Annotated in this window: 15 protein-coding genes; 10 read left to right on the top strand and 5 right to left on the bottom strand. The window is 57.8% G+C overall.

The window, feature by feature from the left end:
- Positions 1-35: 35 nt before the first annotated feature.
- Positions 36-1,052 (bottom strand): TRAP transporter substrate-binding protein DctP, encoded by a 1,017-nt coding sequence (gene dctP, locus GOW48_RS01380; protein ID WP_170352915.1) that lies wholly within the window; start codon positions 1,050-1,052, stop codon positions 36-38.
- A gap of 428 nt (positions 1,053-1,480) precedes the next feature.
- Between dctP and acs the strand changes: the two genes are divergently transcribed.
- The 9 genes from acs to GOW48_RS01335 all read left to right on the top strand — a co-directional run bounded on the left by acs (position 1,481) and on the right by GOW48_RS01335 (position 11,629).
- Positions 1,481-3,445 (top strand): acetate--CoA ligase, encoded by a 1,965-nt coding sequence (acs, locus tag GOW48_RS01375; protein ID WP_170750784.1) that lies wholly within the window; start codon positions 1,481-1,483, stop codon positions 3,443-3,445.
- A gap of 7 nt (positions 3,446-3,452) precedes the next feature.
- Positions 3,453-4,136, top strand: a complete 684-nt coding sequence (locus GOW48_RS01370; protein WP_170750782.1) for an adenylate kinase — start codon at positions 3,453-3,455, stop codon at positions 4,134-4,136.
- Between the two features lie 181 nt (positions 4,137-4,317).
- A complete protein-coding gene (locus tag GOW48_RS01365) occupies positions 4,318-4,602 on the top strand; it encodes a DUF4212 domain-containing protein (protein ID WP_170352909.1) in 285 nt (94 codons plus the stop codon).
- Between the two features lie 5 nt (positions 4,603-4,607).
- Positions 4,608-6,392, top strand: a complete 1,785-nt coding sequence (locus GOW48_RS01360) for a sodium:solute symporter family protein (protein ID WP_170750780.1) — start codon at positions 4,608-4,610, stop codon at positions 6,390-6,392.
- Between the two features lie 110 nt (positions 6,393-6,502).
- Positions 6,503-8,326: a DUF294 nucleotidyltransferase-like domain-containing protein gene (locus GOW48_RS01355; protein WP_170750778.1), complete on the top strand. Its 1,824-nt coding sequence runs from the start codon at positions 6,503-6,505 to the stop codon at positions 8,324-8,326.
- A gap of 25 nt (positions 8,327-8,351) precedes the next feature.
- Positions 8,352-8,870, top strand: coding sequence for a hypothetical protein (locus tag GOW48_RS01350; RefSeq protein ID WP_170750776.1), 519 nt, complete (start codon positions 8,352-8,354; stop codon positions 8,868-8,870).
- 1 nt (position 8,871) lies between these two features.
- The gene (locus GOW48_RS01345; protein WP_170750774.1) at positions 8,872-10,284 is read left to right on the top strand and encodes a 3'-5' exonuclease; all 1,413 of its coding nucleotides are present in this window, start codon (positions 8,872-8,874) and stop codon (positions 10,282-10,284) included.
- Between the two features lie 88 nt (positions 10,285-10,372).
- Positions 10,373-10,873: a flavin reductase family protein gene (locus GOW48_RS01340; RefSeq protein ID WP_170750772.1), complete on the top strand. Its 501-nt coding sequence runs from the start codon at positions 10,373-10,375 to the stop codon at positions 10,871-10,873.
- A 54-nt stretch (positions 10,874-10,927) separates the two neighbouring features.
- Positions 10,928-11,629, top strand: a complete 702-nt coding sequence (locus GOW48_RS01335) for a sulfotransferase family 2 domain-containing protein (protein ID WP_170750770.1) — start codon at positions 10,928-10,930, stop codon at positions 11,627-11,629.
- On the opposite strand, the gene GOW48_RS01330 is transcribed toward GOW48_RS01335, so the two are convergent.
- Genes GOW48_RS01330 through GOW48_RS01320 form a run of 3 tightly spaced genes read right to left on the bottom strand, consistent with a single transcriptional unit; the run spans position 11,630 to position 13,859 of the window.
- Entirely contained in the window at positions 11,630-12,109 is a 480-nt protein-coding gene (locus GOW48_RS01330) for a DUF6505 family protein (protein ID WP_170750768.1), read from the bottom strand.
- Positions 12,110-12,111: 2 nt separating this feature from the next.
- Entirely contained in the window at positions 12,112-12,801 is a 690-nt protein-coding gene (locus GOW48_RS01325; RefSeq protein WP_170750766.1) for a biotin/lipoate--protein ligase family protein, read from the bottom strand.
- Positions 12,798-13,859, bottom strand: a complete 1,062-nt coding sequence (locus tag GOW48_RS01320) for an Mrp/NBP35 family ATP-binding protein (RefSeq protein WP_170750764.1) — start codon at positions 13,857-13,859, stop codon at positions 12,798-12,800. The genes GOW48_RS01325 and GOW48_RS01320 overlap by 4 nt, the downstream gene beginning before the upstream one ends.
- Positions 13,860-13,968: 109 nt before the next feature.
- Here GOW48_RS01320 and GOW48_RS01315 point away from each other — a divergent pair, with 109 nt between their 5' ends.
- Positions 13,969-14,697 (top strand): hypothetical protein, encoded by a 729-nt coding sequence (locus tag GOW48_RS01315; protein ID WP_170750763.1) that lies wholly within the window; start codon positions 13,969-13,971, stop codon positions 14,695-14,697.
- Here GOW48_RS01315 and GOW48_RS01310 read toward each other — a convergent pair.
- The gene (locus GOW48_RS01310; RefSeq protein ID WP_170750761.1) at positions 14,691-16,643 is read right to left on the bottom strand and encodes a 4Fe-4S binding protein; all 1,953 of its coding nucleotides are present in this window, start codon (positions 16,641-16,643) and stop codon (positions 14,691-14,693) included. The genes GOW48_RS01315 and GOW48_RS01310 overlap by 7 nt on opposite strands.
- Between the last annotated feature and the right edge of the window lie 160 nt (positions 16,644-16,803).

The raw sequence follows: 16,803 nt of genomic DNA, 5'->3' as shown, positions 1-16,803 counted from the left end.
TGTCCGGGCGCCGAACAGGCACCCGGACTTAGTGATCAGTTACCGCCGCGCTGTTGCTTCAGCGTTGCCTGAACCAGATCATAGAGGTCTTGCGCAGGCAGACCCTGTGCTGACATATCCGCAATCCACTGCTCGCGGATCGGATCCGCGGCTTTTGTGCGGAACTCCTCGATTACGGCATCGTCGATTTCAACTTTGGCGACGCCTTTCTCGGACAGGACGCTGTCCCATTGCTCCAGTAGGCCGCCATAGTTGGCGAGGTAATGGTCAATCGCCTCATCAATCGAGCTGTTCAGCGCCTCGCGGTGCTCGGCAGGCAGCGCTTCATAAGCGTCGATATTAACCACGACCGGGCAGTTCACCGTGCCGGGATTGAGGTTCGCGGTCCACCAATCCGCCTCGTTGATGGTGCCGAAGGACAGATGAGCGTGCTGGGCGAAAGCCACAGTATCCACAACACCCGATTCCATCGCATTGAACGCCTCAGTCGCAGGAACCGAGGTCGGGACACCCCCAACCGCTTCAAACGCCTGCCCCAGACCGCCGGTGGCGCGCACACGCATACCGTCAAAATCGGCCAGCTCGTCGCGCGGGTCACCTGTGCCGACAAGATTGTACTGTGGCATGGGTGAGGTCATGATGATGCGCGCATTCCACTGTGCCATCTCATCTTTCACCGCCGGGTGATCGTAAACCGCGTGGCTAACAGCAACCTCTTCTTCAAGGTTACTTACACCCAGAAATGGGAGTTCGAGCACAGTGATGGCGCGGTTTTTGTCCCGGTGATAGCCCGCGCAGAACTGCGCCATCTCGAACGCACCGATTTCAATGCCGTCCAGATTCTCGCGCGGTTTGGACAAGCCCCCGTAGCTTACATTGATAGTGAATTCACCGCCGGTTTTTTCACTGACCAGCTCGGCCAGCTTTTCAACGTGCTCGGTAAAGGCGCGGCGTTTACCCCAGACCGAGGCGCTCCATTCGGTTGCCGCGGCCTCGGATACGAAGGCAACGGTCAGGGCGGCGACAGCGGCACCGCTCAGCATCTTTTTCATTATGATCTCTCCCTTATCTGCGCCCCTTGTCGAAGCGCTTGATGCCAAAGCTAGCGCCAACATCTGAGTGTGCCAACCCCCGGAAGATTTCACGGAACCAAGATCATCAGATCAAGTGACCGCTAACACGCTAAAGATGAATTTCCGATGCCATTTTTGGGCCGAACCAACGCAAACACGAGGATCGAAATCCGTTACAATTATCGTATTGATATTAATATATAATTACCACCTTTTTCCAAAAATGTTTTCACCGCAACGGCATTTAGAGAAATTTTTTTACAAACTAATCCATAGTTTCCGGTAATTTATTCCCTTGTTTTCTGTTCTCCGTATTATTCGGTATGGGGAGGAAGCGGGTCGACATTGTCAGTTTAGCAGGCAAAATTCGGCCCCACGAAATTTAGTCCAGAGGGAGGAGCCTCAGAATGACAACCGCTGCCCAGGCAGATGCCAAAACCTATCCGCCATCAGCAGACACTGTTGCCCGTGCACATGTCGATGCCGACAAATACAACGAGATGTATGCAGCCTCCGTCAACGATCCTGTTGCCTTCTGGGACCAACAGGGCAAGCGTATCGACTGGATCAAACCCTATACCCAAGTCAAGGACGTCAGCTTCGATTTCGGCTCGGTCGGTATTAACTGGTACGCCGACGGCACTCTGAATGTTTCGTCCAACTGCCTGGATCGCCATCTGAAAACCCGTGGAGATCAAACCGCGATCATCTGGGAGCCGGATGATCCAACTGATCCCGCTCAGCACATTACATATGCCGAACTGCACCGTCGCACCTGCCGAATGGCCAACATCCTGGAATCAATGGGTGTGCGCAAAGGTGATCGAGTTGTCATCTACCTCCCGATGATCCCCGAGGCTGCTTACGCAATGCTGGCCTGTGCCCGTATCGGCGCAATTCATTCGATCGTGTTTGCCGGCTTCTCGCCCGATGCGCTGGCGGCACGGGTCAATGGCTGTGACGCCAAGGTCATCATCACAGCGGACGAAGCCCCGCGTGGCGGCCGCAAGACCCCGCTGAAATCCAACGCAGATGCGGCGCTGCTGCATTGTAAGGACACGGTGAAATGCCTCGTCGTCAAGCGGACTAACGGTCAAACCACATGGATCAACGGTCGCGACTACGACTACAACGAAATGGCGCTGGAGGCCGACGACTATTGCGCCCCCACCGAGATGAATGCCGAAGACCCGCTGTTCATTCTTTACACCTCTGGCTCGACCGGCCAGCCCAAAGGCGTCGTTCACACGACCGGCGGTTATCTGGTCTACGCCGCGCTGACCCATGAGGTAACATTCGACTATCACGAGGGTGATGTTTACTGGTGTACTGCGGACGTCGGCTGGGTCACAGGCCACAGCTACATCGTTTACGGTCCGCTGGCCAACGGCGCTACAACGCTGATGTTTGAAGGCGTCCCAACATACCCCGATGCAGGCCGTTTCTGGGAGGTTTGCGCGAAGCACAAGGTCAACCAATTCTATACAGCCCCCACCGCGATCCGCGCGCTGATGGGTCAGGGCAACGAGTTTGTCGAGAAGCACGACCTGAGCGACCTGCGCCTTCTGGGCACTGTCGGCGAACCGATCAACCCAGAAGCCTGGAACTGGTATAATGAGGTGATCGGCAAGGGCAAATGCCCTATCGTGGACACTTGGTGGCAAACCGAAACCGGCGGTCATCTGATGACCCCCCTGCCCGGTGCGCACGCTATGAAGCCCGGCGCGGCAATGAAGCCGTTCTTTGGCATTCAGCCAGTGGTTCTGGACCCGCAATCGGGTGTGGAAATCAGCGGCAACGGGGTCGAAGGCGTGCTGTGCATCAAGGATAGCTGGCCCGGTCAGATGCGTACCGTTTGGGGTGATCATGAGCGGTTCGAAAAGACCTATTTCTCGGATTACAAAGGCTACTACTTCACAGGTGATGGGTGCCGTCGGGATGAAGATGGCGATTACTGGATCACAGGCCGCGTCGATGACGTGATCAACGTCTCGGGCCACCGCATGGGCACCGCCGAGGTTGAAAGCGCGCTGGTTGCCCACGCCGCTGTGGCCGAAGCCGCCGTGGTGGGATATCCGCATGAAATCAAAGGACAAGGCATCTATTGTTATGTCACCTTGATGAATGATCGCACCCCCTCGGATGAGCTGCTGAAAGAACTGCGCACCTGGGTGCGGACCGAGATTGGACCGATTGCCTCGCCGGATGTGATCCAGTGGGCACCGGGCTTGCCGAAAACGCGCTCGGGCAAGATCATGCGCCGCATCCTGCGCAAAATCGCCGAGGATGACTTTGGCGCGCTAGGGGACACTTCGACGCTTGCCGATCCGTCGGTGGTCGAAGACCTGATTGAAAACCGCGCGAACAAGTGAGGATGTGATGGACGCTGCCACGATCACCACACCCGTCGTCCTGATCCTTCTCGGCCCTCCGGGTGCCGGGAAGGGTACACAGGCTCGTATGCTTGAACAGAAGTTCGGGTTGGTTCAACTCAGCACCGGAGACTTGCTGCGTGCCGCCGTCGCGGCCGGGACTGAAGCAGGTTTGGCCGCCAAAGCCGTGATGGAGGCCGGAGATCTGGTCAGCGACGATATTGTCATCGCGATCCTGCGCGATCGACTGGCCGAGCCGGACTGCGCGAAAGGAATCATCCTTGACGGCTTTCCCCGCACCACGGTTCAGGCACAGGCGCTGGACACTTTGTTGGCCGAATCTGGGCAAAAGATCAATTCGGCCATCAGCCTCGAGGTAGAAGACGCTGAAATGGTGATCCGGATTTCGGGTCGCTACACCTGCGGCATGTGCGGTGAAGGCTACCACGACACGTTCAAGCTGCCCGCGGTTGAAGGAAAATGCGACAAATGCGGCAGCTCAGAGTTCAAACGGCGCGCAGATGATAACGCTGAAACTGTTGCGTCCCGGCTGACGGCCTATCACGCGCAGACGGCACCGCTGATTGACTACTATCAGGCCCAGGGAGTGCTGAAGGGTATCGACGCAATGGGCCAGATAGATGACATCTCAATCGACCTGCAAGGGTATGTGCAAGAGGTCATGACTTAAAGGGTGGATCAAAGCGCAGGGCTTTAATCCTAAATCAGAATACTTCGAAGGAACTGCCTTGGCAGAACCGAGAAGTTTTACCTGACGTCACGGGGCGTTGGGCACAATCGCAAAGCGACCTGACGCGCATGAGGAGTTGTGTGCCAGGCCGTACGGCGAAAAAGCGAAGGAGGAACCCGCAATGGCGGATCAATCATCAAACTCCGCGCAGGCTGCCGAGTCCGACAAGGGCTATTGGCAGGCCAACCTGCGCCTAATTTACATCAGCCTTGTGATCTGGGCGCTGGTGTCGTTTGGATTCGGCATTCTGCTGCGTCCGCTGCTGTCGGGCATTTCCGTTGGCGGCACCGATCTGGGCTTTTGGTTCGCTCAGCAGGGTTCGATCCTGGTCTTCTTGGTGCTGATCTTCAACTACGCCTGGCGCATGAACAAGCTGGACGCCGAATACGGCGTGGATGAGGAGTAAACCCCATGGACCAGTTTACCATCAACCTGCTGTTTGTTGGCGCGTCCTTCGCGCTATACATCGGCATCGCGATCTGGGCCCGTGCGGGTTCCACATCGGAATTCTACGCCGCCGGTCGCGGCGTTCACCCGGTCACCAATGGTATGGCGACAGCGGCGGACTGGATGTCCGCGGCCTCGTTCATCTCGATGGCGGGCCTGATTGCCTTTACCGGCTATGACAACTCGACCTTCCTGATGGGTTGGACCGGTGGCTATGTGCTGCTGGCTCTGCTGCTTGCGCCCTATCTGCGTAAGTTCGGCAAGTTCACCGTGTCCGAGTTCATCGGCGACCGCTTCTACAGCCAGACTGCCCGTATCGTTGCGGTGATCTGTCTGATCGTTGCGTCTGTGACCTACGTGATCGGTCAGATGACCGGCGTTGGCGTGGCCTTTGGTCGTTTCCTTGAGGTGTCGAACACATCCGGTCTGCTGATCGGTGCCTGTGTGGTGTTCGCCTACGCGGTGTTTGGTGGGATGAAGGGTGTGACCTACACTCAGGTTGCTCAGTACTGCGTGCTGATCACCGCCTACACCATCCCGGCCATCTTCATCTCGCTGCAGCTGACCGGCACCCCTGTTCCGGCGCTGGGTTTGTTTGGTGACACCGCAAGCGGTGAACCCCTGCTGACCAAGCTGGATGCCATCGTGACCGAGCTGGGCTTTAACGAATATACAGCCCACCACTCGAATACGCTGAACATGGTTCTGTTCACCCTGTCGCTGATGATCGGTACTGCGGGTCTGCCGCACGTCATCATGCGCTTCTTCACCGTTCCCAAAGTGTCTGACGCCCGCTGGTCCGCTGGCTGGACGCTGGTGTTCATCGCACTGCTGTACCTGACCGCCCCTGCGGTTGGCGCAATGGCCCGTCTGAACATCACCGACATGATGTGGCCTAATGGTGGTATCGAGGGCGGCGCTGTTTCTGTCGAAGCAATCGACACCGACCCGCGCTACGACTGGATGGCCACGTGGCAGAAAACCGGTCTGCTGGACTGGGAAGACAAGAACGGTGACGGTAAAATCCAGTACTACAACGACGCAAACGCCGACTTGCAGGCAATTGCCGAGGAAAAAGGCTGGGTTGGAAACGAGCTGACCAAGTTCAACCGTGACATCCTGGTTCTGGCCAACCCCGAAATTGCCAACCTGCCGGGTTGGGTGATCGGTCTGGTCGCGGCTGGTGGTCTTGCGGCCGCGCTGTCGACCGCCGCGGGTCTGTTGCTGGCGATCTCGTCGGCGGTGTCCCACGACCTGATCAAGGGTGCGATCAACCCGCAGATCTCGGAAAAAGGCGAGCTTTTGTCGGCGCGTATTGCAATGGCTGTAGCCATCGCTGTAGCAACGTGGCTGGGCCTGAATCCTCCGGGCTTCGCGGCGCAGACGGTGGCCTTGGCCTTTGGCTTGGCGGCAGCCTCGATCTTCCCGGCGCTGATGATGGGTATCTTCTCGACCCGCATCAACAACACCGGTGCGGTCGCGGGTATGCTGGCTGGTCTGGTTGTAACACTGATCTACATCTTCCTGCACAAGGGCTGGCTGTTCATTCCGGGCACCAACTCTTTCACTGATGCTGATCCGCTGCTTGGTCCGATCAAGTCGACCTCGTTCGGGGCGATCGGTGCCATGGTCAACTTTGCCGTCGCCTACTTCGTGGCCGGTGCGACCAAGGAAACTCCGCAGGAGATCAAAGATCTGGTCGAAAGCGTCCGCATTCCCCGTGGCGCGGGTGCAGCTCAGAATAAATGAGCACGATGCGGCCCAAAGCCTACTTGCCAAAGGCCGCGTCTTTCGACTGACTACTCCCGCCCGGCACTCCACCGGGCGGGATTTTTAAACCGGAAACCGAGGAGTATTCCATGCCCCTGTCCCATGATGAGATCACCCGGTTTCTGAAATCCGTACACCCTTATGACGCCCTGCCAGCTAATGTCTTGGATGCCATCGCAGACCAGATCGAGGTGTGGGAGGTCGAAGAGGACTTCACAGTCTACAAATTGGGTCATTCTTTACCCGGTGTTTTTGTGATCTATGAGGGACAGATTGAGATCAAAGACCGGAACGATGTCGTCGTTTCGCATCTTGGTCTACGAAACTCATTCGGTGAACGCGGGCTTTTGAAGGATGGCAAGGCAATCACCAAGGCACGCGCCGACGCCTCATCGGTGCTGTTGCTTTTGCCTCCGGATCTGGTGCGCGAATTGATCGCCGGACATGAAGTCGTCGCAAAGTTCTTCAACCGCAGCCGTACCACACGCGCGGGCCCACAGAGTCTGGCCACCAGTTCGATCGACGTTCTGATGGCGCGCAACCCAGCCACCTGCCCGCCTGATACACCGGTCCGCGAAGCCGCGCAGCTGATGCGTGACAAGCATATCTCATCGCTGTGCGTGACGGATCAGGAAACTCTTCTTGGCATCGCGACCCTGCGCGACGTGTCTGGCAAGTTTGTCGCGGACGAAATGCCAGCGGACACGCCCGTTGCCTCAATCATGACCGCTAACCCGATTACCCTGTCACCTTCCGATATCGGCTCGGATGTTCTGCATATCATGATGGAACGAGGGATTGGCCATGTTCCAATCTCCGAAGGTGGACGGTTAGTCGGTATCGTTACTCAAACCGACCTGACCCATTATCAGGCCGTCAATTCGGCCGAACTTGTGCGCCAGATTGCAGCCGCGCAGACAGCGGAACAAATGGCTACTGTGACCGATGAAATTCCACAGCTTCTGGTACAGCTTGTTGCCGCTGGAAACCGGCACGAGATCGTCACGCGCCTGATCACGGATATCGCTGACACAGCCACCCGTCGACTGTTAGCCTTGGCCGAAGCCAAGCTTGGCCCGCCCCCCGTGCCCTATCTGTGGCTGGCCTGCGGATCGCAAGGGCGGCAGGAACAGACTGGTGTCTCTGATCAGGACAATTGCTTGATGCTGGACGACAACGTGACCGACGGTGACATGCCCTATTTCCATGCGATGGCACAGTTTGTATCGGACGGGTTGGACACATGCGGATACTTCTATTGCCCCGGCGACATGATGGCGACAAACCCGCGCTGGTGCCAACCGGTACAGGTGTGGCGCGACTATTTCAAAGGTTGGATCGCCAAGCCGAACCCCGAAGCACAAATGCTGGCATCAGTCATGTTTGACCTACGCCCGATCGGTGGCGCATTCGAGCTGTTCGACAAGCTGCAAGCCGATACGCTGGCTGTAGCCCGGGCGAATTCGATCTTTGTGGCGCACATGATTTCAAACTCATTGAAACATACGCCTCCGCTTGGCTTGTTACGGGGATTTGCGACGATCCGGTCAGGTGAGCACCGCAATACACTGGATTTAAAGCACAACGGTGTCGTTCCCGTCGTCGATCTGGCCCGGATTTACAGTTTGCAGGGCGAGCTTCCCGAGGCGAACACGCGCGCGCGTTTACGGGCGGCTGGAGCGGCTGGTATCCTAAGCGAGTCAGGAGCGCGGGATCTGCTGGATGCATATGATCTGATTGCTGAAACCCGTCTGGAACACCAGGTGCGGCTTGTAAAAAGTGGCGAAAAGCCGGACAACTTCATGCCACCCACGGCCCTGTCCGATTTCGAACGCAGCCATCTTCGGGACGCGTTCGTCGTGGTCAAGACGATGCAATCGGCGGTGGGCCACGGAAAAGGTATGCTGGGTTGAACCAGCCGAAATTGGGAGAAACGCAATGTTCCTGGAACTGATCGCCACACTCTTCGCAGGCGTCGCATTTGCAGGCGTCGTGATGCTGGTGAACAAGGTGACGGGCGGTCGCTTGCCAAGGTGGGCTGCACCTGTTGCAGCCGGTTTGGGGATGATCGGAATGACCATTTCCAGTGAGTATTCCTGGTATGACCGCACCAAAGATACGCTGCCTGAAGGCATGGCGATTATTCAAGAAATCGAAAGTCGCGCGTTTTATCGCCCCTGGACCTATGCGGTCCCCTTTGTTGAACGTTTTGCCGCGATTGACACAGCCTCGGTTCGGACCAACGAACAGGTGCCCGAGCAACGGTTGGTAGACCTTTACTTTTTTGGGCGCTGGTCCCCGGTTTCCAAGCTGCCGGTCGCTGTGGATTGCGCACGAAACCAGCGCGCCAATCTGGCGGACGGGGCCGAATTCGGATCCGAAGGTCAGCTGCTGAACGCCGACTGGATCAACGCAGAAACCAACGACCCCATCATCGAGGCCACCTGCGGAGTGTAACATGCTGACCCGGTTAAGCCTGCGCTTACGCATCTTCCTGTTTTTTTGCCTGCTGGCTGTTGGCGGGTTAGCTGTCAGTTCTCTCGCCTTGTGGATCAGTTATCGGCGCGTTGCAGATCCTGAATTGGTCAACGCCTTCATCTTTGCTGAAATCCTTATGGCTTTTGGCTTTGTGGCGCTGATAGCCGCCGTTTGGTTGCTGTTTGATGACAACGTCGCCAAGCCGATCGAGCGTCTTTCGGCTGAGCTGCGCGCGCGCGCGCACGCAGGCGTCAACCGGGAAATGGATGTTCAGGCCGCGCGTTACCTGGGTGATCTAGCCCCTGCTGCGGCTGGTCTGGCCGACCAACTGTCAGAGAAGACTATGAGCGTAGCCGAAGCCGTCGCTGCTGAAACCGCCCATCTGGCTGCCGAAAAGCAGAAGCTGACAGCCTTGCTGACCGACATTCCGGTGGCCATGCTGCTGGCCAGCCCGACGCATAAGATCGTGCTCTATGATGGTCAGGCGGCCGAAGTTCTGGCGCAGATTTCACATCCCCGCCTGAATGCGTCGATGTCCGAGTATTTTCAGATTGGTCCCTTGGAACAAGCCTTTGCCAAACTTACCAAAACAGGGCTTGAGGTCGGTTGCACTCTTACAAGTATCGACGGCACACAAAACTATATGACGCGTATGAAACCCTTGGGCGACGCACCAGGTTACATGCTGATTTTTGACGACAGTGCCACAAACATCGCGCCCGAGGCCGCGCGGCCGCTGGTCTATGACTTTGCCCTATTGAACTCGGCTGCCAATAAGGAACTGCGTACACTTGACCTGCGCGAGCTTTGCTTTGTTGTGTTCGATACCGAAACCACGGGGCTGCTGCCACACAAGGACGAAATTGTGCAGATCGGAGCAGTGCGTGTCGTAAATGGCCGGATCATTGAAGGCGAACGGCTGGATATATTGGTCAACCCCGGTATGCCAATCCCTGCTGCCTCGACCAAGGTTCACAAGATCACAGACAATATGGTCTCGGGCGCGCCTGGAATCGCCGAGGCTGGCAGGGTCTTTCATCAATTTGCGCAGGACGCGGTGATCGTGGCCCATAATGCGCCATTCGACATGGCCTTTCTGCGCCGTCATGCGAACCGGATGGGTGTTGAATGGAACCACCCAATTTTGGATACTGTCCTGCTGTCCGCCGTTCTGTTCGGTGCCAGTGACACACACACGCTGGACGCCGTGTGCGACAGGCTCGACATCACTATCCCGCCAGAGTTGCGCCATACGGCGCTGGGGGATGCGGTCGCAACGGCCGAGGCGCTGGTTCGTATGTTACCGATGCTTGAGGCGCGCGGCATGACCACCTTTGGCGCGGTGATCGAGGCGACCCGTCAGCACGGACGCTTACTGGAAGATCTGAACTAGGCTGAAAAATACAGTTTCAAGCGCAGCTTTTCGTGGACAATTTCACTGGGCCGTGGCACCTGAGGCGCGGCCACTGAATGAGCGCGTGATGACCGAGACCACTTTCACCCCATCCCCCGACCAAAGCATCGCTTTCCGCGAAGCCTTGGGCTGTTTCGGAACAGGGGTCACCGTTGTGACAACACATACCGAAATGGGGCCGCGGGCGATCACGGTGAATTCGTTTTCGTCGGTCTCGCTGGACCCACCTCTGGTTCTTTGGTGCCTTGCAAAGAACTCAAACCGGTTCGGCGCGTTCCATAACTGCCAGCATTATTCGATCCATGTCATGGCCGAAGATCAGCAGGATCAAGCACTGAAGTTTGCCGAAAATGGCGAAGACTTCTCGCACGCAGATTGGATAGCTGACCATGCCAAGCGTCCGCACCTGTCTGATTGCCTTGCTCGGTTTGATTGCACGCTAAACGCCCAACACGATGCCGGAGATCACCTTATCCTGATTGGCCAGGTCGAAAAGGTGATGTACCGCACAGGCAAGGGGTTGATTTTCAAGCGTGGACAATTTGGGGGATTTGCCGATCTAATATAGATCAATAAGCCCAAATTACATTGCTATATCTGAATAATATAGCAATGTAGTGCGATGATCGGCACCAGGAATAAAATAGTCTTCGTCCACATACCCAAAACCGGCGGAAGCTCGGTCGCATGGGCGTTACGTAAGGAATTTGATCGGCCGAATCCGTTGCAGCGGATGTTAAAAAGCTTGGACGGTCGAACGATAAACAGGGGCATCTACCAAAAGTCGCGGTTCCAGCCGCTTCCAGATCATGCCAAGGCGATAGACTATCTGGAACGCTTGGGCCCAGTGTATTGGACAATGCGCTCGGTTGCATTCGTTCGTAATCCATTCGACTTGTTGATTTCACTTTATAGCTACATCCAACAAACCGAAATTCATCATGACCACCAGGCGGTCAAAGGTATTTCTTTTGAAGAGTTTATATTGACGCGCTGCGGAGGCGAGCTTTCACCTTACAGACAAACAAGTTTTCTGTTGGACGAACAGAACCGATGTCTTGTCAGCTATGTTGGCCGAATGGAAAACCTAGGCACCAACTTCCAGAGTTTTTGTGCGAAAGTCGACATCCAAGCCAGTTTAAGCCACCAAAACAAGTCCAATAGATCAAGGGTAGTTGCGGATCACTACAACTCCGAGATGATAGATATTGTCGTCGAAACGTTCCGCTCGGATTTCAACTTACTAGGCTACAGCACTGATCCGAATAACCAATCCATAGACCAGATGGAGTTGCTGAAGCACCCTAAGCTGAAACCAATTTAGTCACTCGTCCAGCGACCCATGCACGGCCAGTGCCTCAAGTTGGGTTTCCTGCGGGGTGATGATGCGGAAAGCCTCATGCACACCCGTCTCGGATAGTTCACGCGCGACGGTCAGCAGGGTGTTTGGCGCATGTTCTTCGCATAGCTCGGACATATGAGTGATTTCGGCTTGCGCGACGCCCATCGCCGCCTCAACCGAAGGCGCGCCGTAGATTTGTACGAAATGCTCGGCCAGGTTCTGCGCAATCTGGTCGATCTCGGCTGGTTCCACTTGCGTCACTGCCACGAATGTCACCCGGCCAAAGGTCTCGACACCCAGCCATCCGTTCGCGAAAGCCTGCCGGGCCTTGCCCTCAAGATCGCCCTCGCCCCAGTTCGAAAACTCGAACCCGCCCGAGATGCACCACTCGCCCGTGCGGGCCGGGGAATGAAATACGTTCATGTCGCTTTCGTCGAAATGGATCGCGCGGGCCAGTTTCATCTTTAGTTCTCCAGTAGATCCGTCAAGGGGCGCAGGGTTGTTTCGGCACCGTCGCGGATCAGCATTCCGAACCGCTCGTCGGCGCCCAGAAAGACACCTGTGTCATAGGGTTCGCCCACCCCGCGTAGCAGCCCCATCCATTCGGCATGAAGCGGCGCATTTCCGTCCTCTTGCCAGCGGTTGAGCCATGTCAGCATATGCCTTGACCAGCTTTCAACCATTTGAGTCGGCGACACCTCAGCGCAACCTTCATCGTAAAGCGCTGTAATATCTGGGTTTTCGCCGGGCGCATCGCTGGTTTGCAGCAGTGCCAGTTCCCAGCCGACGATCAGCCAATCGGGCTCTTCCTCGGGCGCGGTGCTTGAGGCCGCGACCTGAAACATCCCACATTTAGCCCCGTTCACACAGATCGGGCCGTCCCAGTCCAGATGGACCGCCACCTCGGGCGGGGCCAGCGCGCCCAGAGCGTTCTGAAACCCCACGGCGCAGAGCGGCAACATCGCCATCGCGTCCTGCAGCGGAACTTCGGGTGCAAAGACGATAGCCACGCGTAAGCGGTCAGCCTGAATGTTGTAAACCACGGTGCCCGCATCACATCCCAGCGCGGCCATGGCCTGCGCGCGCTGAAACGGATCTTGTCCCCCCTGCACCGGGTGACCGACCAACAGAGGGGGAAAAACCGGCTCGCTCATGCGTTGCCCTTGGCGATCAAGTCGCGGGCGATTTTGCGGAACGCGTCGGCCTGCGGGCTGTCGGGTTTGCTGACCACGATGGGCGCACCCCCATCAGCGGCCACGCGAATGTCCAGATGCAGAGGGATTTCCCCCAGCAGCGGCACACCCAGAGATTCAGCCTCGGATTTCACGCCACCATGGCCGAACACATGTTCCTCATGCCCGCAATTCGAACAGATATGGGTGGACATGTTCTCGATCATGCCGACGATGGGCGTTTTCAACTGGTTGAACATGTCGATCCCCTTGCGGGCATCGATCAGGGCTACGTCCTGCGGGGTCGACACAACAATCGCGCCATCCACCTGGAACTTCTGGCTGAGCGTCAGTTGCACATCACCTGTGCCGGGCGGCAGGTCGACGATCAGCACATCCAGCGCGCCCCATTGCACCTGGTTCATCATCTGCTGCAACGCGCCCATCAGCATCGGACCTCGCCAGACAACCGCCTGCCCTTCGTTGGTCATCAGCCCCATGGACATCATGGTGACGCCGTGATTGCGCAGCGGCAGAATGGTCTTGCCATCCGGGCTGGCCGGACGCCCCGAGACACCCAGCATCCGGGGCTGCGAAGGGCCGTACACATCCGCATCCAACAGACCCACGCGCCGCCCCTCGGCGGCCAGCGCACAGGCGAGGTTCGCGGACACGGTCGATTTACCGACACCCCCCTTACCCGAGGCCACGGCGATGATGCGATCCACGCCCGCCACCGGTTGCGGGCCGGTTTGCGAGGGTTTGGGTTTCGGCTTCAGATCCGGCGGCGCCTTGTCGGAATGCGCCGTCAGCATGGCCGAGACCTTGAACACACCATCAACCATCTGAGCAGCCTGCTCGGCCGCCGCGCGCACGGGTTCCATCTTTTCGGCGTTCTTAGGGTCGATCTCCATCACGAAGCGTACGGTGTCACCTTCGACATTCAGGGCACGCACGATCCCGGCGCTGACAATGTCTTGTCCGGACATGGGATCGGTGATTTTCTTCAGGTTCGCCAGAACTGCGTCACGAACACTCATGCCTTTTCTCCGTGTGTCGATCCAACCAAGTGGTTGATTTTCATTGCATGTGTCTCCGTCTCATTCAGTTTATTTGACGCAATCGGGGCGCTGCCGTTAGGCTGACCCCATGCGCGTTATCCTTTTGTGCCTGAGCCTGACGCTCTCCGCCACCCCCTCTTGGTCGCAAGAGGCGCTGGGACTGGCTGCCCCGCCCGAGGTTGCCGACTCTGGTCTGTTGCAACATATTCTTCCGCGCTTCTCACTCAAGACCGGGATACGCGTTATTGCGGATGATACCGGCGTTTTGGTTTTGGAAAGCGGCCCGCCGGGTGATCCGGTCTTTGCCCGCGACGGTGTGATCTATCACCTCAGGATCGGCGAGGATGCCAAACACGAACGTTTCCGCGACTGGCTGCTGTCCGATATCGGCAAGCGCACGGTTGAAGGGTTTGCTCCGGAAACCGGCGCGCCCTTCTCGGCCGAATTCGAAGTTGCGGCGCTGCAGGAAGAGGTCGTGGTTGATGGCGACGCCGCATGGGGCGAAGAACTGTCGATGACTCATTGCGGGCGGTGTCACGTGATCGGCCCGCAAAACCGCATGAATGGGCTGGGCTCGACGCCATCCTTTGCAGTCCTGCGCGCCATGCCCGACTGGTCGGAACGATTCGAGGCGTTCTTTGCCCTTAACCCACACCCCGCCTTTACCCAGATCGACGGGCTGACATTGCCCTTTGACCCCGAACGCCCCTCGCCCATCCACCCCGTCCAGATGACGCTGGACGAGTTGGAGGCGATACTGGCCTTTGTATCGGTCATCAAAGCCGCGGATCTGGGCGCACCGTTGCAGCTTCAATGATCTTTGCGCTTTGAGAAATAATCCTCGGTCGTAACAACCTTGGGACGCGGCGCAGACTGGAACGGGTTGTCCTGTTGCTGGAACTGCGCGTTCACACGGCAATTGTCACACATCTGGATCATCCGCGCCTTGTCCGAGGTGGCAAACATCGGATGCGTGCCCGACAGCTTCTCCATGATCCTTTCAACTGTGGATTTCACACCGAACAGCGCGCCACATTCGACGCATGCAAAGGGTTCTTCTTCGTTCAACACCTGCTGAGACAGGGCCGCATCGCTCAGGTCCAGTTGCGGGATCAGCGTGATCGCGTCCTCGGGGCAGATTGTTCGGCACATACCGCATTGCAGGCAGGCATCCTGCTGGAAGTTCAACTGCGGCATGTCGGGGTTGTCGATCAACGCCCCCGACGGGCAGAGCGACACGCAACTCAGACACAGCGTGCAACTGTCTGTGTTCACCGCCACCGCTCCGTAAGGCGCATCTTCGGGCAATGGCAACGGAGCTTCGGCCTGAGGGTTGAGCGCCTGCGCGGCCAAGCGTGCGATTTGACGCCGGTTTCCCAAGGGCAGCACCGGATCAGCCAAAGGCTCTGGTACGTGCTGTGCGTATAGTTCGTCAGACATCGCATCCGGATCGGCCTGATCAATCAGGCCCAGCTTCCCAGCGCCTGCGATGGCCTCGGCCAGTGCCAGTTCACGATCCAGCGCATCCCGCTCGGTCGTTGGCGCCAGCAATACATCAACCCGAGCAAATCCATGGGCCAGAGCGGCCAGCATTTCGGAATGGCCAAACCCCGAGATCACGTTCAGTTCCAATGGGATCACATCGGCAGGCAAACCGCGGCCAAAGCGGGCGGACAGTCGGATCATTTCAGCCCCGTGGGCATCATGAACCAGCAGCCGGGGCGCTTGTCCTTCGGCCCGTCGATAAGTACGCGCCAGAATGTGCATCCGGGACAAAAGTGCTGCAACCGGCGGGTCTTCGTAGGTGATCGCCGTCGAGGGGCAAACCGCCGCGCATTCTCCGCATCCGGCGCAGATCATAGGATCGATCGCCACATGTTCACCCGCAGAGGTGATCGCACCAGTCGGGCAGATGTCCAGACAGTTCGAACACCCTACCTGTTCGGCGCGGGAATGGGCGCAGAGGGTTTCCTCCATCCGCACATAGAGAGGTTTTTCAAAGGTGCCGACCAGTTGCGCGGCCTCAAAGGCCAGACGTTCTATGGCAACCGTATCCTTGGGATCGGCTCTCAGATACCCCTCGCGCTTGGCGGGGGCCTGCACGAACGGCGTATCCCCGGCCAGGTCCAGCACGATATCGCAGGAGGAGCCCGCCCCGTCGCGCGGTTCCGACCATGCAAAGGCTCCGCGCCCGCCGGGTTCTAACTGTTGTAGTGCATCCAGCCGCAGAGAAAATCCGCCCAAAGCACCAGTCAGCGACCGAACGCGCCCGCGCACCACATCATAGGCGCGCGACATCGGCTCGCTATCGTCGATGCTCAGGACCGTGACGGCCAAGGTCGACGAAAGACGCTCGGCTAGATCAAACGCCACCGCGCCGGGGCCGATGATGAAACACGTGCCTTCGCTGACGACATCCACGCTGGGCGTGATCGGCTGCGGCAACAGCGCCTCGGCCGCCAGCGCTGCCATCTTGGGGGCGGCATCCGCGCCCTCATCCGACCATCCCGCGCGGTCACGTAGATCGACGAAACCCGGTGCCTCGACCCCAAGCTCATCGGCCAAGTTGCGAAAAACTTCCTGCTCTTGCCCACAGGCGACGATCACATCACCGTCTTGCATAAGCTTCGCAGCTGTCTCCAACTCGCGCGTACACAGCGCTGTGTGGACCTTGGAACATGTCGCATCGCAGGCGGATGCCATCTTGTCTGCGTCCACGCGCTGAGTGCCCGCGCAGTCGCATAATAGTAGTTTGGTGCTCATATCCCCTCCCCGGATGTCGCGCCATCTCACAGCACAGTAGGCTGTATTCGGGGGACGGCAATGTAAACCCCATCGCAAACACGCCAAATCCAACCCCCGGACGCGCTACACAACCCTGTTTTTCTACCCGGGAACAAGGCCCCTCACGAACTCGCTATCG

Origin of the sequence: Ruegeria lacuscaerulensis (assembly GCF_013033355.1) — a bacterium.
Lineage (GTDB): Bacteria > Pseudomonadota > Alphaproteobacteria > Rhodobacterales > Rhodobacteraceae > Ruegeria > Ruegeria lacuscaerulensis_A.
The sequence above is the reverse complement of the archived record's forward strand: the minus strand, read 5'-3'. Positions and strand labels throughout refer to the sequence as shown.